13 protein-coding genes and 2 pseudogenes are annotated in these 22,298 nt (G+C 71.4%); 6 read left to right on the forward strand and 9 right to left on the reverse strand.

All coding sequences use genetic code 11. The features are described 5' to 3' along the window. Nucleotides 1-1,363, reverse strand: a 1,363-nt coding sequence (gene rhlB / locus ACJQWL_RS13700) for an ATP-dependent RNA helicase RhlB (RefSeq protein ID WP_411300962.1), incomplete at its 3' end; no start/stop codon positions are given. 226 nt (nucleotides 1,364-1,589) lie between these two features. Here rhlB and trxA point away from each other — a divergent pair. After that, the gene (gene trxA, locus ACJQWL_RS13705) at nucleotides 1,590-1,919 is read left to right on the forward strand and encodes a thioredoxin TrxA (protein WP_223674411.1); all 330 of its coding nucleotides are present in this window, start codon (nucleotides 1,590-1,592) and stop codon (nucleotides 1,917-1,919) included. A gap of 559 nt (nucleotides 1,920-2,478) precedes the next feature. Further along, nucleotides 2,479-3,930: pseudogene (gene rho / locus ACJQWL_RS13710) on the forward strand (transcription termination factor Rho); the annotation flags it as partial. A gap of 126 nt (nucleotides 3,931-4,056) precedes the next feature. Here the strand turns inward: rho and ACJQWL_RS13715 are convergent. Next, entirely contained in the window at nucleotides 4,057-4,926 is an 870-nt protein-coding gene (locus tag ACJQWL_RS13715; protein ID WP_411300963.1) for a TonB family protein, read from the reverse strand. 130 nt (nucleotides 4,927-5,056) lie between these two features. On the opposite strand from ACJQWL_RS13715, the gene ACJQWL_RS13720 reads away from it, so the two are divergent. After that, nucleotides 5,057-6,850 (forward strand): monovalent cation:proton antiporter-2 (CPA2) family protein, encoded by a 1,794-nt coding sequence (locus ACJQWL_RS13720; RefSeq protein ID WP_330969862.1) that lies wholly within the window; start codon nucleotides 5,057-5,059, stop codon nucleotides 6,848-6,850. 77 nt (nucleotides 6,851-6,927) lie between these two features. Here ACJQWL_RS13720 and ACJQWL_RS13725 read toward each other — a convergent pair whose 3' ends face one another. The 4 genes from ACJQWL_RS13725 to ACJQWL_RS13740 all read right to left on the reverse strand — a co-directional run bounded on the left by ACJQWL_RS13725 (nucleotide 6,928) and on the right by ACJQWL_RS13740 (nucleotide 13,141). After that, nucleotides 6,928-10,242 carry an ankyrin repeat domain-containing protein gene (locus ACJQWL_RS13725; RefSeq protein ID WP_411300964.1) on the reverse strand — a complete coding sequence of 1,105 codons (3,315 nt, stop codon included), beginning with the start codon at nucleotides 10,240-10,242 and terminating at the stop codon, nucleotides 6,928-6,930. Further along, on the reverse strand, nucleotides 10,235-10,504 hold the full coding sequence (locus ACJQWL_RS13730) for a YcgL domain-containing protein (RefSeq protein WP_330969822.1): 270 nt from the start codon (nucleotides 10,502-10,504) through the stop codon (nucleotides 10,235-10,237). Before ACJQWL_RS13730 ends, ACJQWL_RS13725 begins: the two co-directional genes overlap by 8 nt. A 120-nt stretch (nucleotides 10,505-10,624) precedes the next feature. Next, nucleotides 10,625-11,635, reverse strand: a complete 1,011-nt coding sequence (gene cydB, locus ACJQWL_RS13735; protein ID WP_411300965.1) for a cytochrome d ubiquinol oxidase subunit II — start codon at nucleotides 11,633-11,635, stop codon at nucleotides 10,625-10,627. Between the two features lie 108 nt (nucleotides 11,636-11,743). Then, nucleotides 11,744-13,141 carry a cytochrome ubiquinol oxidase subunit I gene (locus tag ACJQWL_RS13740; RefSeq protein WP_330969825.1) on the reverse strand — a complete coding sequence of 466 codons (1,398 nt, stop codon included), beginning with the start codon at nucleotides 13,139-13,141 and terminating at the stop codon, nucleotides 11,744-11,746. Between the two features lie 176 nt (nucleotides 13,142-13,317). Here ACJQWL_RS13740 and ACJQWL_RS13745 point away from each other — a divergent pair, with 176 nt between their 5' ends. Then, entirely contained in the window at nucleotides 13,318-15,714 is a 2,397-nt protein-coding gene (locus tag ACJQWL_RS13745) for a S9 family peptidase (protein ID WP_411300966.1), read from the forward strand. A gap of 64 nt (nucleotides 15,715-15,778) precedes the next feature. Here the strand turns inward: ACJQWL_RS13745 and ACJQWL_RS13750 are convergent, their stop codons facing one another. Then, a complete protein-coding gene (locus ACJQWL_RS13750; protein WP_411300967.1) occupies nucleotides 15,779-17,056 on the reverse strand; it encodes an NAD(P)/FAD-dependent oxidoreductase in 1,278 nt (425 codons plus the stop codon). A gap of 58 nt (nucleotides 17,057-17,114) precedes the next feature. Then, a complete protein-coding gene (tal, locus tag ACJQWL_RS13755; protein ID WP_330969820.1) occupies nucleotides 17,115-18,068 on the reverse strand; it encodes a transaldolase in 954 nt (317 codons plus the stop codon). A 115-nt stretch (nucleotides 18,069-18,183) separates the two neighbouring features. On the opposite strand from tal, the gene ACJQWL_RS13760 reads away from it, so the two are divergent. Beyond that, nucleotides 18,184-18,936 (forward strand): NYN domain-containing protein, encoded by a 753-nt coding sequence (locus ACJQWL_RS13760; protein ID WP_330969819.1) that lies wholly within the window; start codon nucleotides 18,184-18,186, stop codon nucleotides 18,934-18,936. A gap of 3 nt (nucleotides 18,937-18,939) precedes the next feature. On the opposite strand, the gene ACJQWL_RS13765 is transcribed toward ACJQWL_RS13760, so the two are convergent. Next, nucleotides 18,940-21,183, reverse strand: coding sequence for a primosomal protein N' (locus tag ACJQWL_RS13765; RefSeq protein WP_411300968.1), 2,244 nt, complete (start codon nucleotides 21,181-21,183; stop codon nucleotides 18,940-18,942). A gap of 569 nt (nucleotides 21,184-21,752) precedes the next feature. On the opposite strand from ACJQWL_RS13765, the pseudogene ACJQWL_RS13770 reads away from it, so the two are divergent. Continuing rightward, nucleotides 21,753-22,298 (forward strand): annotated as a pseudogene (locus tag ACJQWL_RS13770) (hypothetical protein); the annotation flags it as partial.

Consider the following 22,298-nt stretch of genomic DNA (forward strand, 5'->3'; position numbering starts at 1 on the left):
CACGCGGGGCAGTGCCCTCGCTGCGGCCGCGGCCCGCACCGGCGCCTGGGCCGGCACCACGGCGTCCACCACCGCGGCGCTCCTCCTCGGCCGCGCGCTGCTCGCGCGCTTCCTTGAAGATCTCGCCGATGCTCTCGGAGTCGTCGCCCTCGCTGCCTTCGGGCAGCTCGCGCGGGGTGCGCGGCAGCGCCTTCAGCAGTTCGGCGGTGACCGGCTCGGAGGGGATCTTCTGCTCGATGTAGGCCTCGATGTCCGGCAGGCCCTGTGCGTAGCGCTCGCAGGCAAAACTGATCGCGTCGCCTTCCGCGCCAAGCCGCGCGGTGCGGCCGATACGGTGCACGTAATCCTCGGCGTCGAACGGCAGGTCGTAGTTGTAGACGTGGCTTACGCCGTCGATGTGCAGGCCGCGCGCGGCCACGTCGGTGGCCACCAGGATCTCCAGCTGGCCGGCCTGGAACTTCCGCAGCAGCGACTCGCGCTTCTTCTGCGGCACGTCGCCCGACAGCACGCCAACGCGGTAACCGGCCCGCTCCAGCGACCGCGCCACGCGCTCTACGAACGCCTTGGTGTTGACGAACACCATGGTGCGGGCGCCCTCGCTACGCGACAGCAGGCCCAGCAGCAGCGGCAGCTTTTCCTCGTCGGCGGGGTAGTACAGCCTCTGGCGGACACGCGAGGCGGTGATCGTCTCGGTTTCCACCACCAGCTTCTGCGGCTCGTTCATGTGCTCGTATGCCAACTCCAGAACGCGGTGGCTGAGCGTGGCGCTGAACAGCAGCGTCTGGCGGGTGGTGCGCGCCGGCATGCGCCGAAGCAGGAAGCGGATGTCCTTGATGAAGCCCAGGTCGAACATGCGGTCGGCTTCGTCCAGCACGCACACCTCGCAGGCGTGCAGCGACACCACCTTGTGCTGCTTGACGTAGTCGATCAGGCGGCCGGGCGTGGCGATGATCACGTCGGCGCCTTCCTGCAGCAGGGCGCGCTGCTTGTCGTAGTCGACGCCGCCGTAGACCAGCGCGAACTTCAACCCGAGGTCGCTTCCGAACTTCACCGCGTCCTTGTGGATCTGGATCGCCAGCTCGCGGGTCGGCGCCAGGATCAGCGCACGCGGGTCCTCGGGCTTGCGGTCGGCCAGCGCCGGCTGGGTCAGCAGCCGGTTCATGACCGTGACCAGGAAGGCCAGCGTCTTGCCGGTGCCGGTCTGCGCCTGGCCGGCGACGTCGCCGCCGGGCAGCGCGACCGGGAGGGTCATCGCCTGGATCGGGGTGCAGCGGGTGAAACCGGCGGTTTCAAGGCCGGCGAGCAGGGTGGGGTGGAGTTCGAAGGAGTCGAAGGTGATATCGGTAAGGGGCTTGTCGCTCATGCGTCTCAGGAGTCCGGCGCGCGGTGGCGCGCATTGATGGGCGCTTGCACGGCCGGCACGGGCCACGCAGACTGCCGGGGGCCGGCCAGTTGCGTCCTGACCGCAGGCTTGACGCCATCGGAGGCGCCGCGAAACGCCCCAGTCTAGCGCAATGCCGCGCCCGTCCACGCCGCCGGGGCGCACCCCGGCCGTTCCGATCCCCAGAACCGCACCGCAGGAGCCTCCCGTGAGCGAGAAAGTGATGCATGTCGGCGATGCCGATTTCGACAGCGCCGTTTTGCAGTCGTCCGAACCCGTCCTGGTCGATTTCTGGGCCGAGTGGTGCGGGCCCTGCAAGATGATCGCCCCGGCACTGGACGAGTTGGCCGAGGCCTACGACGGCCGGGTGAAGATCGCCAAGGTCAACGTCGACCACAACCGCACCACGGCGATGAAGTACCACGTGCGCTCGATCCCCATGCTGCTGCTGTTCAAGGACGGGCAGGTGCAGGCCACCCAGATCGGTGCGGTCGGCAAGGCCCAGCTGAGCCAGATGCTGGACAAGGCCATCGCCTGACCAGGGCGGCCCCGGCGCGCCGCCCGCGCCCCGCCGCCGGTCGGCCGGGCGCGTTCCATCCCCGTCCCGTTCACGTGGCGGCTTGCTGTAGCCCGCCTGCGGTGCTAGCTTCACGCCACCGGCGTAACCGTTGACCGGCGCGACAGCCCATCGTCCGCCGCCCGGCGCCGCACCCTTCTCCGATCATCCACGTCCCTGACGTCCCGCTCGCCTGATGGCGGGCGCTCGCCGCTTAGCGAGGAATTCCTGCTTGTCCGAACAGACCCCCGACGCCGGCGAGAGCGCCGAAAAGCGCGTGCGCAAGCCGCGTGCCCCCAAGGCCGACGCCCCGCCCGCCGATACCGCACCGCGCAGTGACGCCGCGCCCGCCAGGTCCGACGCCCCGCCTGCCCGGTCCGACACCCCGAAGGCCGACGCGCCCAGGAAGGCCGACGGCCCGCCGGCGGCGGACGCTTCCCGGCCCGGCCCGTCCCAGTCCGAGTCGCAGCGGCCCGATGCTGCCCGATCCGACGCGCCGCGCTCCGAGCAGTCCCGTCAGGCCGACAATGGCCCGTCCGCCGGAGGCGATTCGGGTGGACAGAACGACGGCGGCGACGGCCAGCGCGGCAACCGCCGCGAACGCTTCCGCAACCGGCGCGACCGCAACCGCGGTGAGCGCGGCGGCAACCGCGACGGCATGCCCAGCGACGACGGCGGCAACGAGAACTTCGTCCCCCGCGCCAACCCGCAGGTGCCCGAGGACTTCCCCCAGTACTCGCTGGGCGACCTGAAGCGCATGCCGGCGCACAAGCTGCTGGAGATCGCCGAGCAGCTCAACATCCAGGATGGCGTCGCCCGCGCACGCAAGCAGGACGTCATCTTCGCGGTGCTCAAGGTGCTGACCCGGCACGGCGAGGGCGTGGCCGCCGACGGCGTGCTGGAGATCCTGCCCGACGGCTTCGGCTTCCTGCGCGCGGCCGAGGCCAGCTACCTGGCCGGCCCGGACGATACCTACATCTCGCCCAGCCAGATCCGCCGCTTCAACCTGCGCACCGGCGACCACCTGTCGGGCCGCATCCGCTGGCCCAAGGACGGCGAGCGCTACTTCGCCCTGTCGATCGTCGACACGATCAACGGCGAGCCGCTGGAAGCATCCAAGAACAAGGTGCTGTTCGAGAACCTCACGCCGCTGTTCCCACGCCGCAAGTTCCGCCTGGAACGTGGCGACGGCAGCACCGAGGACATCACCGGCCGCATCATGGATCTCATGGCGCCGCAGGGTAAGGGCCAGCGCGCGCTGATCGTCTCGCCCCCCAAGGCCGGCAAGACCATGCTGATGCAGCAGGTCGCCACCGCGATCACGCACAACCACCCGGACGTGCACCTGATCGTGCTGCTGGTGGACGAGCGTCCCGAGGAAGTGACCGAGATGCAGCGCACCGTGCGCGGCGAAGTCGTGTCCTCGACCTTCGACGAGCCCGCCGGCCGCCACGTGCAGGTCGCCGAGATGGTGATCGAGCGCGCCAAGCGCCTGGTCGAGCACAAGAAGGACGTGGTCATCCTGCTCGACTCGATCACCCGCCTGGCGCGTGCGTACAACAACGTCGTGCCGAGCTCCGGCAAGATCCTGTCCGGTGGCGTCGACGCCAACGCGCTGCACCGTCCGAAGCGTTTCTTCGGCGCGGCCCGCAACGTCGAGGAAGGCGGCAGCCTGACCATCATCGCCACCGCGTTGATCGACACGGGTAGCAAGATGGACGAGGTGATCTACGAGGAGTTCAAGGGCACCGGCAACTCCGAGGTCCACCTCAACCGCCGCATCGCCGAGAAGCGCGTCTACCCGGCCATCGACATCAACCGCTCCGGCACCCGCCGCGAGGACCTGCTGATCGAGCCGGAACTGCTGCAGAAGATCTGGATCCTGCGCAAGCTGCTGCACGGCATGGACGAGATCGGCGCGATGGAGTTCCTGCTGGACAAGATGAAGACCACCAAGTCCAACGACGAGTTCTTCAGTTCGATGAAGCGCTGACCGCAGGCTGAGCCCCAAAAAAAAGACGCCCCGCATCGCGGGGCGTTTTTCTCTTTACGGGCGCTTGATGCGACTGCGGAAAGCGAGTGGCCCTTACCTCGACGGCCTGTCGCCGCCGCTGCACCCTCAGCTTCCGGGTGAACCCAGCGGGGTCAGCAGTTCCGGCCCCTGTTTCCCGGCCCGGTAGACGCCGCCGGGCACCAGCGTGTCGGGAGCATCCATGTCCTCGACGCCGGCCCAGGGAGCCAGGGCGCGCGGCCCCGGTACGTAGGCGGACCAGTCGCCGTACTTCGGCACCGAGGCGTCCGGTGCGACGAAGTGGACCGGAACGCGCACCACCCAATACGGCGAAGCGTCGGGCTCCACGGGCGGATTGAACGTCCACCTCCGTGTACCGGCCAAGGCGCTTTCGGCGAACTGATCGCGCATGCGCTGCATCGCCGAGTCCTTCGCTACCGTCCTGAGGTTGACCTGTTCGACCATTGCATCGGCCACGCTGCCATCCCGCGCCACCTTGACCATTAGATAGACAGTGCCACCAACGCCGGCCCGGACCAGGTCCGATGGGTACCTCGGCGGCGTCAAGCGCTTGGCGGTGGGCATGTCCGCATCGTCGCTCGAGCCGAAGCTGGCGCGGGCAATGCTCAGGAGGTACCCGTCGTCGGGCGCCTTGTGCGCATGCACGAGAATGCTGGCCCGGGTCTGGACCCGGGCCGGCCTTCCTTCGATCTCGATGGGTTGGAACCGCCAGTTCGGTACGGCGCTACCGAGCAGTTGGACCACTGCCGGAGGCAATCGGCCGGGTTCGTCGGCTTCGTAGGCGGAAACCGAACCATCGGCTTCGATGTCGACAGAGCCGGTCACCAGCATGCTGGCTTCCACGCGTTCCACCGATGGATCGGGCGTCCGCGGCGCTGACGGGGCGGTTCCTGCCGTTGTCATCAGTACCAGCATCGGTAGCAGCAACCGGACCGACAGCTTCGCAATCCTTGTCATTTCATGTCTCTCCCTGGTGGGTCGTCCCTGTCCGCCAGCCCAGCGCGGATCGCTGCGACACTATCATTCCCGCGTCGGGCGATCCTCTAGTGATCGGCCGACGCCTGCCCCTCACGAACGGATGCCACGCATGCACGGCCAGGGCCTGGAGCTCGCACTCGTTTTCCTGCTGGCCGCGGTGATCGCGGTGCCGGTGTTCCGGCGCGCGGGGCTGGGGGCGGTGCTGGGGTACCTGGCCGCCGGCGTGGCGCTGGGGCCCAACGGGTTGGCCGTGATCCGCAATGCCGAGCCGGTGCTGGCCGCGTCGGAGATCGGCGTGGTGATGCTGCTGTTCGTGATCGGGCTGGAGCTGTCGCCCGCACGCCTGTCGGTGATGCGCAAGCCGGTGTTCGGGGTGGGCGGCTTGCAGGTGGTGACCGGTGGCCTGGTGCTGGCGGCGCTGGCCGCCTTCGGTGGCGGCCTCGGGTGGAAGGCGGCGACGGTCATCGGTTTTGGCCTGGCGTTGTCGTCCACGGCGGTGGGCCTGCAACTGCTGGCCGAGCGCAGGGCGCTGGGCGCGCCGCATGGCCGCCTGGCGTTCGCCATCCTGCTGTTCCAGGACCTCGCGGCGATCCCGCTGCTGGCGGCGATTCCGTTGCTGGGCCAGGCGGCGGCGGTGGAAGCCGGTGGACTGTCGTCAACGGCGGTGTTCAAGGCGCTGGGCGCGATCGCGCTGGTGGTGGTGGGCGGACGGTTCCTGTTGCGCCACGTGTTCCGCATCGTGGCGCGCACGCGCATGCCGGAAGTCTTCACCGGTGCCGCGCTGCTGACGGTCCTGGGCGCGGCGTGGGTGATGCAGGGCGCGGGGCTGTCGGCGGGCTTGGGGGCGTTCCTGGCCGGCGTACTGCTGGCCGACTCCGAATTCCGTCACGAGCTCGAATCCCAGATCGAGCCCTTCAAGGGCCTGCTGCTGGGCCTGTTCTTCATGGCCGTGGGCATGAGCATCGACCTGCAACGCGTCGCCGCCGAACCGCTGGTGGTGGCAGGACTGGTGCTGGCGTTGATGGCGCTCAAGTTCGCGATGCTGTTCGCCATCGGCCTGCACCCCGGAGGGCTGGACCGGCGCGAGGCGCTGCGGCTGGGCGGGGTGCTGGCATTGGGCGGCGAGTTCGCCTTCGTGGTGTTCGCCGAGGCCCTGCGTGCCGGCCTGATCGAGCAGGTGCTGCGCGACCGGCTGGTGGCGGTGGTCGGCGTGTCGATGGCGCTCACCCCGCTGCTGCTGCTGGGGATCTCGCGGTTGCTGCGCTCGCACCCGCCGGCGACGCCCACGCGGGAGTTCGACACCGTGCCCGAAGGCCACCCCCAGGTACTGGTCGCCGGTTTCGGTCGTTTCGGGCAGATCGTGGCGCGGCTGCTGGTGGCGCAGAAGATCCCGTTCATCGCCATCGAGCACAGCGCCGAGCAGGTCGACTTCGTGCGCCGCTTCGGCAACGTCGTCTATTACGGTGACCCCTCGCGCCCGGACCTGCTGCGCGCGGCCGGTGCCCAGCACGTGCGCGCATTCGTGGTGGCCATCGACAACCCGGCCAGCAGCCTGCGCACGGTGCGGACCCTGCGCCGCCTCTATCCGGACGCCAAGGTGTTCGCCCGCGCCCGCGACCGCCGTCACGCCTGGGCGCTGATGGACCTGGGCGCGCATGCGGTGCGCGAGATGTTCCACTCCAGCCTGCGCATGGGCGAACGCCTGCTGGTGGCGCTGGGGGTGCCCGCCGACGTCGCCCGCGACCACGCCGAACGTTTCCGCGAACACGACGAACGCATGCTCAACGAGCAGTACCTGGTGCACGATGACGAGGCCGCGCTCATGCAGGGCGCGCAGGACGCACGACGCGAGCTGGAGCAGTTGTTCGAGGCCGATCGCGGCGGGGTCGAGCGGGGGGAATAGGCGACAGGACACAGGGGGCGATTCGCACGGCGGCCGTGCGGCGGTCTTGCCTTTTACCGATCCCCGATTCCCCGCCTTTACCGTGGATCCCGCAGGAAGCGCGCCATCGACACGTCCGGGCGGCTGCCGGCCGGCTGGAACTCGGCGGCGATGTCGACGAAGCCGCGCATCACCGCGATCTCGCGCGGGGTGCGGTTGAGGCTGTCGCGCAGGTCCGGGTCGGCACCGGCGCGAAGCAGCCACTGCACCGTGCGCAGCAGGCCGTGCAACGCGGCCAGGTGCAGCGGGCCAAAGCCGCGCGGGTCCTGTGCGTCGAGGCGGGATTCATGGTCCACCAGCAGTTCCAGCCCGGCGCCGAGGATGTCCTCGTCGGCCGCGCTGCCGGGCTCGGCGCGTGCGCCCAGCAGCAGCAGCAGCGGGGTGGCACCGGCAGCCGGCTCGTCGGCTTCGGCGCCGGCCAGCAGCAGCGTGTCCAGCAGCGCGACCAGGCGGGTGCGGTCGCGCGCGCCAAAGCCGTACATGGCCGCGCAGTGGACCGCGGTGCGTCCCTGGCCGTCGCGGGCATGCACGTCGGCACCGGCCGCCAGCAGCCGCGCGGCCAGGTCGGGCAGGCCCAGGGCGCAGGCCACCATCAGCACGGTCAACTCACCCGGCAGGCGTTGCTCCAGGTCGGCGCCGGCGGCGAGCAGCCGGTCGACGATCTCCACGTGGCGCATGCTGACCGCGGCCGACAGCGCGGTGGCGCCCGACAGCGCGGCCAGCTTCGGGTCGGCGCCGCGCGCCAGCAGCAGGTCGACCACCGCGTGGTGGCCGCCGCCGGCGGCGCGCAGCAGCGCGGTGCAGCCCTGGCTGTCGACCGCATCCACCGGCAGCCCCAGGTCCAGCAAACGGCGGACCGCGTCGGAATCCCCGACGATGGCCGCGGCAGGCACGTCCTGGGCGTGCAAGGCGCGACCGGGCAATGCCCACCCGCGCCAGTCCAGCCAGTCGGCCAGGTCGCGCCGGCCGGAGGCCAGGGCGATCCCCAGCGGGGTCTGTCCGTCGGCGGCCAGCAGCTCGGGCGAGGCGCCGTGCGCGATCAACTGCCGCAGCAGCGGCTCGCGTCCGAGTGCGGCGGCCAGGTGCAGCGCGCTCATGCCGTGGCTGTCGCGGGCGTCCAGCGACACCCCGCCCTGGACCAGGCGGGTGGCCAGCTTCGACCAGCCCAGGCGCACCGCCAGCGTCAGCGGCGGGTCGCCCGCGGGGGAGGGCGAGAAGGGGTCGGCGCCCCGGTCCAGCAGGTCCAGTGCCAGATTCTCCAGGCCGCGGCTGGCCTGCTCGGTCTGCGCGCATGCCGCGACGAAGCGTGCCAGCCCCCCCGTGCCGGCCGGCGACACGCCCCGGCGCAGCAGTGCCTGCAAGGGCGCGAATGCGGCCGGGCCCCGTGACAGCCAGGCGAACACCGCGGTGTCGCCGCGCGCATCGCGTGCTTCCGGGTCGGCCCCGCGCGCCAGCAACCACTCGACCTGGTCGGCCGCGGGCAGCGAATCGCCGTCATGCAGCATCAGCCCGAGTTCCGCCGGCGAGAGCAGCGGCACCAGCGAGGCGAGGCTGCGTTCGCGGCCCTCCCGCAACGCCTCGCGCAGCAGCACCGAGGGCGGGCGGTCGGCGGGGACCGCTTCGGGCTCGTCCTCGCCATCGGACAGGCACGCGGGCATCGCGTAGCCCGCGTCCAGCGCGGCGACCAGCGACCATCGACCCGCCTCCGCGGCGTAGTCGATGGCGCGCTTGCCCGCGTCGTCGCGGTGGTCGCGGTCGAGGCCCAGCGCCAGCAGCCTGCGTACCAGTTCGGGGCTGGAAGACTCGGCGGTGCAGGCCAGCACCAGGGCCGTGCGCCCGTCGTGGTCTATCAGCGCCGCCTCGGCCTCGGCGTCGCGCGGCAGGTGTTCGGCAACGCGCTCGAACACCGGCAGGGTGCCGCCCCGCGCGGCTTCCAGCAGCGCATTGCGGCCGTGGGCATCGCGGGAGGTGGGCGACGCGCCCGCGGCCAGCAGGGTGGTGGCGATCTCGACGTGGCCGGCGTGCACCGCCTCGTGCAGCGCCGTGCGCTGGTGGCGGCCCGGGGCATCCACCTTGGCCTTGAGCTTGAGCAGCAACGCCACCCCGGCCGGGTCGTCTTCCTCGGTGGCGGCGGCGGCCAGCAGCGCCGGCTGGCCGCCGGCGGGCTCGGGCTTCGCGCCGCGCTCGAGCAGGAACCGGGCAAGTCGCCAGTTGCCCGCCGCGCAGGCCACGCCCAGCGGGCTCAAGCCTTCCTGGTTGAGCACGTCGAGTTCGGCCGCGGCATCGCGCAGCAGCGCGGCCACGCCCGGGTCCGAACTGCGCGCGGCGTGGTGCAGCGGGGTGTTGCCCTCGGCATCGGTGGCGCGCGGGTCGGCGCCGTTGGCCAGCAGGGTCATGACCGCGTCGGGGCGCCCGTGCCAGCTGTCGCGGGTGGCGGCGATCAGTGGCGTCATGCCCCCGTGGCCGGCATTGAGGTCGGCACCGCGTGCAATCAGCGCCCGCAGCAGGCGCAGGTCCGGCAGCACCGCGGCCAACACCGCCAGGCCCCGACGGTCGCGGTCCTCCGCCGGTGGTTCGGCATTGGGATCGGCGCCGGCATCCAGCAGTGCCAGCGCCCGCTCAACCCGGCCGCCACGCGCGGCGGCGTACAGCGCGGGCTCGAGCGGCTCGGCCGGCACCTGCCCGGGCGTGGGCAGCGGCTCGTCGACGTGGAGTTCGGCCTCGTCCATCGCGTCGATCACCAGCAGGGGCTCGGCCGGTTGTATGCGCTGCATCGCGACGTGCACCCCCAGCGAGGCGACCAGCAATGCGGCGGCCGCCAGCCAGGCGCCCCCGCCGTCCACGATGCCCGGCCATGCCAGCACCACGACCAGCCCCGCCACCAGCGCGATTCCCGCGGCCAGCGCCAGGCCACGCCATGCCGCGGCGTCGAGGTCGTGCAGCGAGAGCGCGTGCTCGCGCAGCGGACCGCCATCGCGCGACAGGCCCTGCCACAGCGGCCAGCTGCGCCACAGCGCTACGACCACGACGCCTGCCACCACGCTGAGCCCCAGCACCGGCAACAACGCGCCACTGCGCAGCAGCGCCGACAATGGCCATGCGGCCAACAGCCCGATCAACAAGGCGGTGCCGACCCAGAGCGCCAGCAACGAGAGGCCGTCACGGCGCAGCGCGGCCGGCGAGGCCAGTGCGTCCCGCTGGTGCCAGCCGCGCGCCGCCAGCGCCAGCGCCGGTTGCGCCACGACCCCCGACAGCGCGGCCACCACGCCGCCCAGGCCGGCCAGCAGGCACAGCGCCACGCCGACCGCGCCCGCGGCCCACGGCCACCACCCAGGCGGCACGCGCTCAGCCATCCGTGCCCCAGTCCTCCGTCATCGGATCCATCTGGCCGGGCGGCAGCTGCAGGTGGAAGCCGCGCAGTGCGAGGTTCTCGCGCACCACCGCGACATCGACGCGGGCCAGCGTGCGGCCGGGCACCAGCGCCACGTCCATCACGAACTCCAGCCTGCCCAGCGGGTCGAGCACCGGCGGCGGGACGCGCGTGAAGTCGTCGCGCGCGGCCAGGTACAGGTAGGTGTCGGCCTTGCGGAGGCTCTTGTAGACGTAGGCGTGCATGAGGGGCCGGGCGGCACACGGCGGAAGGCGTGGCGCACAGCATACCGTCCGCCGCCGCGGGCGCGGGCGTCCGCGTTCAGCACCCGGCGGGGGCGTTTGTGCCAAGGCGGCCGGTGGCGGTCAGTGGTAGCCGACGTCCGCGGCGATCTTGCCCTTGAAGACGCTGTAGGACCACGCGGTGTAGCCCAGGATCGCCGGCAGCAGCACCACCAGCCCGACCAGCACGAAGCCCTGCGACGACGGCGGCGACGCGGCCTCCCAGATCGTCAGCGCCGGCGGCACGATGTTCGGCCAGATGCCGAGCACCAGCCCCGCGAACCCGAGCGCGAAGAACAGCAGCGACAACAGGAACGGCGCTGCGTCGCGACCCTCGGCCATCACCGCGCGCCACAGCAGGAACGCGTTGGCCAGCGCCGCCAGCGGCACCGGCGCCAGCCACAGGAAGTTCGCCCCCTCGAACCAGCGGTCCATGATCCGGCTGTCCAGGAACGGCAGCCACGCGCTGACCAGGCCCATGAACGCGACCACCACCAGCACCAGTGGCCGGGTCAGGGTGCGCGCCATCCGCTGCATTGCCCCGTCGGTCTTGAGCACCAGCCAGGTGCTGCCCAGCAGGGCGCAACCGAACATCACCGCGACCCCGGTGAGCATCGAGAACGGACTGAACCAGTCGAACGCGCCGCCGACGTACTTGCCTTCCTGCAGCGGCATGCCTTCCACCAGCGCGCCGAGGATCACGCCCTGCGCGAACGCGGCCAGCATCGAGCCCAGCGCGAACGCCCCGCCCCAGAAGCGCTTGGCACGCCTGGCCTTGAAGCGGAACTCGAACGCCACCCCGCGGAACACCAGCGCCACCAGCATCAGCAGCACCGGCAGGTACAGCGCCGACAGCACGATGGCGTAGGCGCGCGGGAACGCCGCAAGCAATCCCGCCCCACCCATCACCAGCCAGGTCTCGTTGCCGTCCCAGATGGGCGCGGCGGTGTTCATCATGTGGTCGAGCTGGCCCTCGTCCTCGGCGAACGGCGCCAGGATCCCCAGGCCCAGCACGAAGCCGTCCAGCAGCACGTACATCAGCACGCCAAAGCCGATCACGCCGAACCAGATCACGGGTAGCCAGTACTCCATCATTGCGTCCTCGGTTGCGGTGGTGCGTGTCGTGGCCGGGTGCTGCCGTCGTTAGCGGTCAAGCGCCCGAGCGCAGGGCGGGCCCGGGAAAAACGCATTCCAACTGCGGCATCAGCGTCGCTCCACCCCTTCCTCCATCGGCTCGTCGGGTACCGACAGGGGGCGTGCGGGCCGCTTCTCGCCGCCGTCGCTGTCGATGGCCGGCTCGTGCGGCAGCGGCCCCTTCCGCACCAGGCCCACCAGGTACCCGGTGCCGGCGCCGAATACGCCCAGGTACACCACCACGAACGTCACCAGCGAGAACAGCACGCTGCCGCCGTCCACCGCGCTGACCGCGTCGGCGGTGCGCAACAGGCCGTAGACCACCCACGGCTGGCGGCCGATCTCGACCACGTACCAGCCTGCCAGGATGGCGACGAATCCCGACATGGTCATCCAGCGCCAGCCACGTAGTACCCACGGCGCCTCGTACAGCCGCCCGCGGCGCCACGCCCACAGCGAGGCCAGCACCAGCAGCAGCATCGCCATGCCGATCGCGACCATCACCCGGAACAGGTAGAACACCGGCGCCACCGGCGGGCGCTCGTCGGCCGGCACGGCGGTCAGCGGCTGGATCTCGCCGTCCCAGCTGTGGGTGAGGATGAGGCTGCCCAGCCGCGGGATGGCGATCTCGTAGTCGTTGCGCTCGGCGGCCTCGTCGGGCACGGCGAACACCACCAGCGGCACGCCTTCGCCGGCCGGCTTGTGTTCCCAGTGCGCCTCCATCGCCGCCAGTTTGGTCGGCTGGTGCTCGCCCACGTTCAGCCCGTGCAGGTCGCCGACGAAGACCTGCGTCGGCACGGTGAGCGCGGCGAACACCACCGACGCCTTCAGCATCCGGCGCGCGGCATCGACGTGCTCGCCGCGCATGAGGTAGCGCGCGGACACGCCGCCGATCACGAAGCAGGTGGTGATGAACGCGGCCAGCACCATGTGCGCCAGCCGGTACGGGAAGGACGGGTTGAAGACGATGTCCCACCAGCTGGCCGGGTGGAATACGCCTTCGATGAGGTCGTAGCCGGCCGGTGTATGCATCCAGCTGTTGGCCGAGATGATCCAGAAGGTGGAGATCAGCGTGCCCAGGGCGACCATGCAGGTGGCCAGGAAGTGCAGCTTCTCGCTGACGCGGTTCCAGCCGAACAGCATCACGCCCAGGAACGTGGCCTCCAGGAAGAACGCGGTCAGCACCTCGTAACTCAGCAGCGGGCCGAGGATGTTGCCCGCGCGCTCGCTCAGCACCGACCAGTTGGTGCCGAACTGGAAGCTCATGACGATGCCGCTGACCACGCCCATGCCGAAGGACACGGCGAAGATCTTGGTCCAGAAGAAATACAGGTCGCGCCAGACGGTGTCGCGCGTGCGCAGCCAGCGCCATTCCACGAACGCCAGCCAGCTGGCCAGGCCGATGGTGAAGGAGGGAAACAGGATGTGGAACGAAATGACGAAGCCGAACTGGATCCGCGACAGCATCAGCGGCGAGAGAAGCTCTTCCACGCAACGCGCCTCCGCGGCACGCGGGGGAGTGCCGCGCCGTCCATTGTGCGCCGGCTCCTGTAGGCGGTCCACCCGACCGTGACCGACGGCCCGATCGCGCACCGCCACCCACTGGTACGCTGCGGCGGTTTTCACTGTCGAGTCGAGTCCCGATGCGCATGGCCCCGTTGACGCTTGCCCTGTGTTGTTCCCTTGCCTTCTTGCCAGCCGCGGCCGCGCAGGACGCAGCCGCCGACGCCCACGCCGGTACCCCCATCACGCTGGCACAGGCGATGGCCGACCCCGACTGGATCGGGCCGCCGGTGGAGCAGTTCTGGTGGTCGTGGGACGGCGCGCGCGCGCAGTACCAGCTCAAGCGCGCGGGGGAATCGATCCGCGACACGTTCGAAGTACCGGTGGCCGGTGGCGCGCCGCGCAAGGTCGACGGCGCCGACCGCGCGCAGCTCGACGCCACCAACCCGGCATTCGACGCGCAGCGCACCCGCATGGCGTTCGCGCGCAACGGCGACATCTTCGTGCGCGACCTGCGCAGCGGCGCGCTGACCCAGGTGACCCGCAGCGAGGCGGCCGAGTCCCGGCCGCAATGGGGCCTCGGCGGCAACCTGGTGTTCCGCGCCGGCAACGACTGGTTCCAGTGGCGGGCCGGACAGGGCGTGTCGCAGGCGGCGGTGGTCAAGGCCGAGGTCGACCCGGCCAAGCCGCCCAAGGACGACGCGCTGCGCGACCGCCAGTTCGAGTTGATCGAAACGCTGCGCAACGAACGCGACCGCCGCGACGCAGTGCGCGAGCAGAACGAGGCATGGCGAAAGTCCGACCCCACGCGCGCGCCGGCCATCGCCTACCTGGGCGACGAGGTCGAGGTGGTCGACAGCGCGCTGTCGCCCGACGGCCGCAGCCTGCTGGTGGTGACGCACAAGAAGGACGGCAAGGAAGGCACCGCCGGCAAGATGCCCAAGTACGTGACCGAATCGGGCTACGAGGAATTCGAGGAGGTCCGCACCCGCGTCGGCCACGACGCCCCGCTGGCGCACGCGCTGTGGCTGGTCGATACCTCCAGCGGGCAGGTGCGCGGCCTGGCGTTCAACGGCCTGCCGGGCATCGGCACCGACCCCCTGGCGGACCTGCGCAAGGCGGCGGGCGACGAGCCGCTGAAGGGCCTGCGCGACGTGCGCGTCGAGACCGACGCATCGGGCAGTGCCCCCGCGATCCACTGGAGCGCGGATTCGCGCACCGCTGCGGTGCTGCTGCGCGCCGTCGACAACAAGGACCGCTGGATCGCCACGGTCAGCCCGGGCGAGGCCGAACTGCACACCCGCCACCGCCTGACCGACCCGGCGTGGATCAACTGGAACTTCAACGACTTCGGCTGGACGCCGGACGGCGCGCTGTGGCTGCTGTCGGAGCAGTCGGGTTACTCCCACCTGTACGTCAGCGAAGGCGGCCGCGCGCCGCGCGCGCTGACCGCCGGCGAATGGGAAGTCTCCAGCCCGGTGCTGGGCGCGGATGGCCGCACCTTCCACTTCCTGTGCAACCGGGCGTGGCCGGGCGACTACGAGGTCTGCGCCGTCGACCGCGACGGTGGCGAAGTGCGCGAGCTGACCTCGCTGGACGGGGTGGAGAACTTCGCGCTGTCACCGGACGGCTCGCGGCTGCTGGTGCGCCACTCGGCCAGCTACCTGCCGCCGCAGCTGTCGGTGGTCGACCCTGCCGGCGGCAGTGCCACGCAGCTCACCGACACCCGCAGCGCCGAGTTCAAGGCGCGCCGGTGGGTGCAGCCCGAGTACGTGCAGGTCCCCTCCACGCACGGCGCCGGCATGATCCGCGGCAAGTACTACGGCCCGGCCAATCCCGAGCCCGGCAGGCGCTACCCGATCGTGATGTTCGTGCACGGCGCCGGCTACCTGCAGAACGTGTCCGAGCGCTACCCGAACTACTTCCGCGAGCAGATGTTCCACAACCTGCTGGTGCAGGACGGCTACATCGTGCTCGACCTGGACTACCGCGCCTCGGAGGGCTACGGCCGCGACTGGCGCACCGCGATCTACCGGCAGATGGGCCACCCGGAACTGGAGGACTACCTGGACGGCCTGGCGTGGCTGGGCCGGGAAAAGCAGGGCGATACCGACCGCGCCGGCATCTACGGCGGCAGCTACGGTGGCTTCCTCACCTTCATGGCGCTGTTCCGCGAGCCCGGCACCTTCAAGGCCGGCGCCGCGCTGCGCCCGGTGACCGACTGGACCCAGTACAACCACGAGTACACCTCCAACATCCTCAACACGCCCGCGCTGGACCCGCAGGCGCACCGCAAGTCCTCGCCGATCGACTACGCCGAAGGCCTGCAGGACCACCTGCTGATCGCCCACGGCATGATCGACAACAACGTGTTCTACAAGGACTCGGTGATGCTGGCGCAGCGCCTGATCGAGCTGCGCAAGGACAAGTGGGAGCTGGCCAGCTACCCGCTGGAGCGCCACGGCTTCGTGCACAGCGACAGCTGGTACGACGAATACCGCCGCATCCACGAGCTTTTCGAGGAGGCGCTGAAGTAGCCGCGCCGCGGCAGGAGATGACGATGGAACGGCCCGCTTCGGCGGGCCGTTTCCGTTCCGGGGGTCAGCGCGCTGCGTCGTCGGACCCGTCGGCGTCGCCCGGTGCTTCCAGGATGATCCGCGCGTGCCGCTGGTAGCTCCAGTACGCCCACGCCCAGTTGATCAGCACGATCAGCCGGTTGCGGAAACCGATCAGGAAGAACACGTGCGCGGCCAGCCAGAACCACCAGGCCAGCAATCCGGACAGCTTCCACCCGTGCAGGTCGACCACCGCGGCCATGCGGCCGATGGTGGCGAGGTTGCCGAAGTCGCGGTAGCGGAACGCCGGCGCCGGCTGTCCCGCAAGCCGCGCACGGATGACGCGCGCCACGTGCGCGCCCATCTGCTTGGCCGCCGGTGCCACGCCCGGGACCGGTCGGCCGTCCTGCTCGACAGCGGCGAGGTCGCCCGCGACGAAGACCTCCGGATGCCCCGGCACGCTGAGGTCCCCGGCCACGCGAACGCGTCCGGCACGGTCACGCGGCGCGTCCAGCAGCGCCCCCAGCGGCGAGGCCGCGACGCCCGCCGCCCACAGCACGGTGCGCGCCGGCACCTCGACCCCGCCGATGCGGAACCCGCTGGCGTCGATGGCCTCCACCGGCTGGCCGGTCAGCACCTCCACGCCGAGCCGCTCCAGCTGCGCGCGGGCACGCGCCGACAGCGATTCCGGGAACGACGCCAGCACCCGCGGGCCGGCCTCGACCAGCCGCACCCGGGCCTGCGCGGGATCGATGCGGCGGAACTCCTCGCGCAGGGTGTGGCGCGCGATCTCCGCCAGCGTCCCGGCCAGCTCCACGCCGGTGGGACCTCCGCCCACCACCGCGAAGCTGAGCCACGCGGCGCGTTCGGCGGGATCGTCGGCGGCCTCGGCGCGTTCGAAGGCCAGCAGCAGGCGGCGGCGGATCGCCAGCGCGTCGTCCAGGGTCTTGAGCCCCGGCGCATGTTGCGCCCAGTCGTCGTGGCCGAAGTACGCGTGGGTGGCGCCGCTGGCCACCAGCAGCAGGTCGTAGTGCAACGCATCGCCGTCAGCCAGGCGTATGCGGCGCGCCGGCAGGTCGATGCCGATGGCCTCGCCCAGGCGCACCTCGACATTGCGCTGTCCGCGCAGTATGTGGCGCAGGGGCGCGGCGATGTCCGGTGCCGACAGGCCCGCGGTCGCCACCTGGTACAGCAGCGGCTGGAACAGGTGGTGGTTGCGCCGGTCCAGCAGGGTGATGCGCACTGGCGCGCCCGCCAGCGCGCGGGTGGCCCACAGGCCGGCGAAGCCACCGCCGATGACCACCACCCGTGGCGGCGCGTTCATGCGCGGCGGGTGTCCGTGCGCGGGAACACCCCCTGCGCGGCGTACGGCGCGGGCGTCCTCATGCGTCCATCGCCCCATCCAGCAGCGCTTCCAGCCTGCGCTGGTCGGCGGCGAAGCGGCGGATGCCGTCGGCCAGTTTTTCCGTGGCCATCGGGTCTTCGTTGTGGTGCCAGCGGAATGTCGCTTCCGACGCTTCACCGGGTGCGGGCACGCGCTCGCCGTCGTCGACCAGCGCGGCCGGCAGCGGTGTGGTGTCCCGCGACAGCGCTTCCAGCAGGTCGGGCGAGATCGTCAGCCGGTCGCACCCGGCCAGCGCGCGCACCTGCCCCGCAGTGCGGAAGCTCGCGCCCATCACCACCGTGTCGTAGCCGTGGCGCTTGTAGTACTGCCAGATGCGTCGCACCGACTTCACGCCCGGGTCGTCCGCGGGCGCGGCCGGCGGGTCGGCGCCGTTGGCCAGGTGCCAGTCCAGGATCCGCCCTACGAAGGGTGAGATGAGATACACGCCCGCCTCCGCGCATGCCAATGCCTGGGCGAAGGAGAACAGCAGCGTCAGGTTGCAGTGGATGCCTTCGCGTTCGAGCTGCTGGGCGGCGCGGATGCCCTCCCAGGTCGCCGCCACCTTGACCAGCAGGCGGTCGCGGCCAATGCCGGCGTCGTCGTACAGCGCGACCAGCTTGCGCGCCTGCGCAACGGTGCCCTCGGTGTCGAAGCTCAGGCGCGCATCGACCTCGGTCGACACGCGTCCCGGGACGAGCTTGAGGATCTCGCCGCCGATCGCCACCGCCAGGCGGTCACCGGCGTCGGCCACGCGCGCGGTGCGATCGTCGCCGCGTGCATCGTTGACCGCGGCCTGCAGCAGCGGTGCGTACGCCGGCAGCGAGGCGGCCTTCAGCAGCAGCGAGGGGTTGGTGGTCGCGTCCTGCGGCTTGAAGCGTGCGATGGCCTCGATGTCGCCTGTGTCGGCCACCACCGTGGAGAGGTCGCGTAGCTGCTGCAGTGCATCGGTCATGTGGCGTCGTGCCTGTCGTCGATCGAAGTCGGGCGGCATTGTGCGTGAACGCCGGGGGCGCCGCCACGCGCGGGCCTGCGCTAGGCTCGACGGCCCTTCCACTGCGGGACCGCCCATGGCCGACACCGAGAAACGCATCGCCGTGCTGATCGACGCCGACAACGCGCCCGCCGCCAAGGCCGACGTGATCCTGGCCGAGGTCGCGCGCTACGGCGTGGCCAACGTGCGCCGCGCCTACGGCGACTGGAAGAACCCGCACATCAAGAACTGGGAGGCGGTGTTGCACGAGTACGCGATCCGCCCGGTGCAGCAGTTTGCCTACAGCCGCGGCAAGAACGCCTCGGACATGGCGATGGTGATCGACGCGATGGACCTGCTGTACGCGCGCAACCTCGACGGGTTCGCGATCGTGTCCTCGGATGCGGATTTCACCCCGCTGGTGATGCGGCTGCTGACCGACGGCATGAAGGTGTATGGCTTTGGCGAGAAGAAGACCCCCGACCCGTTCGTCAACGCCTGTTCCAAGTTCACCTACGTCGAGGCGCTGGGCGAGCCGTCGGCCGTCGGCGACACCACCGCCACCCGGGCGCGCACCGCCACCGAGCTGCGCGGCGACGCCAAGCTGGTGCAACTGCTGCGGGGCGCGGTGGACCTGGCCAGCGACGACGACGGCTGGTCCAACCTGGGCGCGGTCGGCCACCAGATCGCCAACCAGGCCTCGTTCGACCCGCGCAACCACGGCTACCGCAAGCTCAGCGACCTGATCGAGGCGACCGGGCTGTTCGAGGTCAAGCGCGAGCAGCAGAACATCTCGATCCGCGACAAGCCGGTGGCACGTCCGCGCAAGGCGGCCGCACGCAACCGCTGAGGGTCAGTACAGGTCGACCGGGTCCACATCCAGTGACCATCGCACCCGGCGCGCGTCGGGCAGCGCGCGGATCGCCGGCAGCGCGGCATCGAGCGCGGCGTGCAGCGGGCCGCGGGTGGTGCACGACAGCAACAGCTGGGCGCGCTGGAAGCCGGCGCGGCGCGGCATCGGCGCCGGCAGCGGGCCACTGAGTTCAAGCGCGTCGCCCGCCAACCCGGCCAGTGCCTCGCGTGCATCGCGCAGGAAGGCATGGGCCACGTCCAGCTGCCTGGCCTCCGCGCGCATCAGTGCCAGGTGGGCGAACGGCGGGAAGCCCGCGGCCTCGCGGTGCTCCAGTTCTTCCGCCGCAAACGCGGGATAACCGCCCGACAGCAGCGTCGACAGCAGCGGGTGGTCCGGATGGTGGGTCTGCAGCAGCACCTCGCCCGGCTTCTCCGCGCGACCGGCGCGACCGGCCACCTGGATCAGGAGTTGGGCGAGCTTCTCCGGCGCGCGGAAGTCGGCCGAGAACAGGCCCTCGTCGATGCCCACCACGGCCACCCGGGTCAGGTTCGGCAGGTCGTGGCCCTTGGCCAGCATCTGGGTGCCGACGAGGATCCCGGGTGCGTCGCCGAAGCCCGCCAGCGCCTGCTCCAGCGCGTCGCGGCGCTGGGTGGTGCCGCGGTCGATGCGCAACACCGGCAGGTCGGGGAAACGCCCGGCCAGCGCTTCCTCGATGCGCTCGGTACCGGCGCCCTGCGGCTGCAGCGCCAGCCCGCCGCAGTCCGGGCATGCATTGGGCACCGGCCGTCGCGCGCCGCAGTGGTGGCACTGCAGTCGCCGGCCGCCGCCGTGCACGGTCATCGGCGTGCCGCGCTCGGGGGTACTGCAGCGCGTGCAGTGCGCCGCCCAGCCGCAGTCGTGGCACAGCAGCACCGGGGCGTAGCCGCGGCGGTTCTTGAACACCAGCGCCTGGCCCCCCGCGTCCAGCACCTGTTGCAGGTCCGCCAGCAGCGCCGGCGACAACCCGGCCTGCAGGGGCCGCTTGCGGATATCGACCACCCGTACCCGCGGCGGCCGGGCGTGGCCGGCACGGCGGCTCAGCCGCAGGTGGGCGTAGCGGCCGGTGATGGCGTTGTGCAGCGACTCCAGCGACGGCGTCGCGCTGCCCAGCACCACCGGTACGCCCAGCGCCTTGCCGCGCACCAGCGCGAAGTCGCGGGCGTGGTAGCGGATGCCGTCGAGCTGCTTGAAGCTGCCGTCGTGCTCTTCGTCGACCACGATCAGGCCCGCTTCGGGCAGCGGCAGGAACACCGCCGAGCGCGTCCCGACCACCACCCGCGCCTGTCCGCGCAGGCACGCTGTCCACGTGCGCACCCGCTCGCCGTCGGACAGGCCCGAATGCAGCGCGTGCACCGGTATCCCCAGGCGCTCGCGGAAGCGGGCCAGCGTCTGCGGGGTCAGGCCGATCTCGGGCACCAGCACCAGCGCCTGGCGGCCGCGCGCCAGGCAATCGGCAATCGCGCGCAGGTACACCTCGGTCTTGCCGCTGCCGGTAACGCCGTCCAGCAGCATCGGGGCAAACCCGTCGCCGGCATCGGCGATGGCGTCGATCGCGACCTGCTGCTCGTCGTTGGGGGTGGGCCCGGCCGTGCCCGCGGACAGGTCCACCGCCGTCACGGCCTCCAGCCCCACGCGTTCGACCAGGCCGCGCCCGTCCAGGCTGCGCAGCGCGGCGCGCCAGCCCTCGTGGTGCGCTGCGAGCGTCGCCTCGTCGACCGTCGCGGCCTGCAATGCCTCGGCCAGCTGCCGCGGGCGCCCGGCGCGCATGCCACCCAGCGCGGTGGCACCGGCCCGGGTCAGCCGCCAGCCCCAGCGGCGCGTATCGGGCAGGGGCTCGCCGTGGCGCAACGGGCCGGGCAGCGCGGTGGCGAGCACCTCGCCCAGCGGAGCATGGGAGTAGCGTGCCAGCCAGCGCAGGGAGTCCAGCAGTTCGCCGTGCAGCAGCGGGGCATGGTCCAGCAGGGCGGCGACGGGCTTGAGCGTGTCGGCGTCGGCCGGCATCGGTGCCGACCCGACCACCACCCCGATCCGTTCGCCGGAGGTGCCGAACGCCACCCGGACCCGGCACCCGACCGGGACCGTCGGCGGCGCCCCCGCCAGCGGCGCGTAGTCGAACAGGCGCGGCAGCGGGACCGGCACCGCGACCTGCCAGGTGACCGGCGCGGCGCGGCCGGCGGGGGGTGGGGTGTCGCGGGCCGGCGGCATCGCGCCAGTCTAGCGCCCGCCCTGCGGCGTGACCGACGCCGTGCGCTCGATCCGGGGCGGACGTCTGGCGCGGGCGGCGGACCGGGGACAGTTGCGGGCCATAGCTGCCGGTTGCGTGATGAAGTTCACGCAAGTCCGCGCCGTCCAACGGAAAACCCCGTTATCCACATCGCATGTGGATAACTCTGTGGACGGAGTCCGGACAGGCGGTCGCAAGTGTAGTCCCACAAGCGCTCCGGCCATCTTGGTCAAAAAAACGCCATTGCGACTATTACTATTTATTTCAATGGCTTAGCCGTGAAACATGGCAAGCGCACGGGCAGGTGGAAAAGTGAAAGTAAGCAATGTGACGGCGGCGTTACTGCTGTGCACAACCGCTTTTTCGAGGAAACCCGCGTCACGGCTGGAGGAGCAGGTTTCAGCAACATGTCAAGCACCGTCTGGCGGCTCTTCTTGCGACGGGCATCACGTGCGCGCTCGCTATCATGCCGGCCCCTGGTGATGCCCCGCCGATGACCGTCCCACCCGTCCCTCCAGCTACAGGCGCCGCCCGCCCCGCCGCCGCCTCCATGGCGGCGCTGACCGCGCTGGCCGCCTTCCTGCGGGGCGTGGAGCGCAGGGGCGCGGTACTGGCCGAGCTGCAGGCCGGCGACAGCCGTACCGGCGATGCCGCGCTGGGCGCGGCGATGCGCGGTTTCATCCACGAGGCCCGCGATCTGCCGATGGCCGACTGGCCGGTCCGGTTCTGGATACGGCTGCTGGCCGAGCCCGGACTGGCCCGCCGCACGCCGGTGGCGATCGAGCTGGATGCGGCCGACGCCCTGGCCGGGCTGGGCGGCGGTCCGCGCGCTGCCCTGCTGCTTCGGCTGGCCGCGGGCCTGTCGGAACCCGACGCCGCGCGCGTGCTGGGGGTGGCGCTGCCCAGTTACCGGCTGGCCCTGCAGCGGGCACTGCCGCGGCATGGCGATGGCCGGGCCGATCCACAGGCCTGGGCGCGGGTGCGCGAAGCGGTGCATCGGCGGATCAAGACCCTGGAGCCGGACCGCCTGGTCAGGTTGACGCGTCTGCGCGAGGCGGCGCTCGCCGGCGGCCCGGCGCCGCTGCCGCGAGCCGTG

It is taken from the genome of Novilysobacter viscosus (assembly GCF_046600715.1).
GTDB lineage: Bacteria > Pseudomonadota > Gammaproteobacteria > Xanthomonadales > Xanthomonadaceae > Lysobacter_C > Lysobacter_C viscosus.

Coding starts and splice junctions, on each gene's coding strand:
- ACJQWL_RS13730 (WP_330969822.1), bottom strand. CDS start 10,504: ATGCACGCCTACGTCTACAAGAGCCTCCGCAAGGCCGACACCTACCTG.
- ACJQWL_RS13750 (WP_411300967.1), bottom strand. CDS start 17,056: ATGAACGCGCCGCCACGGGTGGTGGTCATCGGCGGTGGCTTCGCCGGC.
- ACJQWL_RS13760 (WP_330969819.1), top strand. CDS start 18,184: ATGGCCGACACCGAGAAACGCATCGCCGTGCTGATCGACGCCGACAAC.
- ACJQWL_RS13725 (WP_411300964.1), bottom strand. CDS start 10,242: ATGGCTGAGCGCGTGCCGCCTGGGTGGTGGCCGTGGGCCGCGGGCGCG.
- tal (WP_330969820.1), bottom strand. CDS start 18,068: ATGACCGATGCACTGCAGCAGCTACGCGACCTCTCCACGGTGGTGGCC.
- ACJQWL_RS13720 (WP_330969862.1), top strand. CDS start 5,057: ATGCACGGCCAGGGCCTGGAGCTCGCACTCGTTTTCCTGCTGGCCGCG.
- ACJQWL_RS13745 (WP_411300966.1), top strand. CDS start 13,318: ATGCGCATGGCCCCGTTGACGCTTGCCCTGTGTTGTTCCCTTGCCTTC.
- ACJQWL_RS13715 (WP_411300963.1), bottom strand. CDS start 4,926: ATGACAAGGATTGCGAAGCTGTCGGTCCGGTTGCTGCTACCGATGCTG.
- ACJQWL_RS13740 (WP_330969825.1), bottom strand. CDS start 13,141: ATGCTGTCGCGGATCCAGTTCGGCTTCGTCATTTCGTTCCACATCCTG.
- cydB (WP_411300965.1), bottom strand. CDS start 11,635: ATGATGGAGTACTGGCTACCCGTGATCTGGTTCGGCGTGATCGGCTTT.
- ACJQWL_RS13765 (WP_411300968.1), bottom strand. CDS start 21,183: ATGCCGCCGGCCCGCGACACCCCACCCCCCGCCGGCCGCGCCGCGCCG.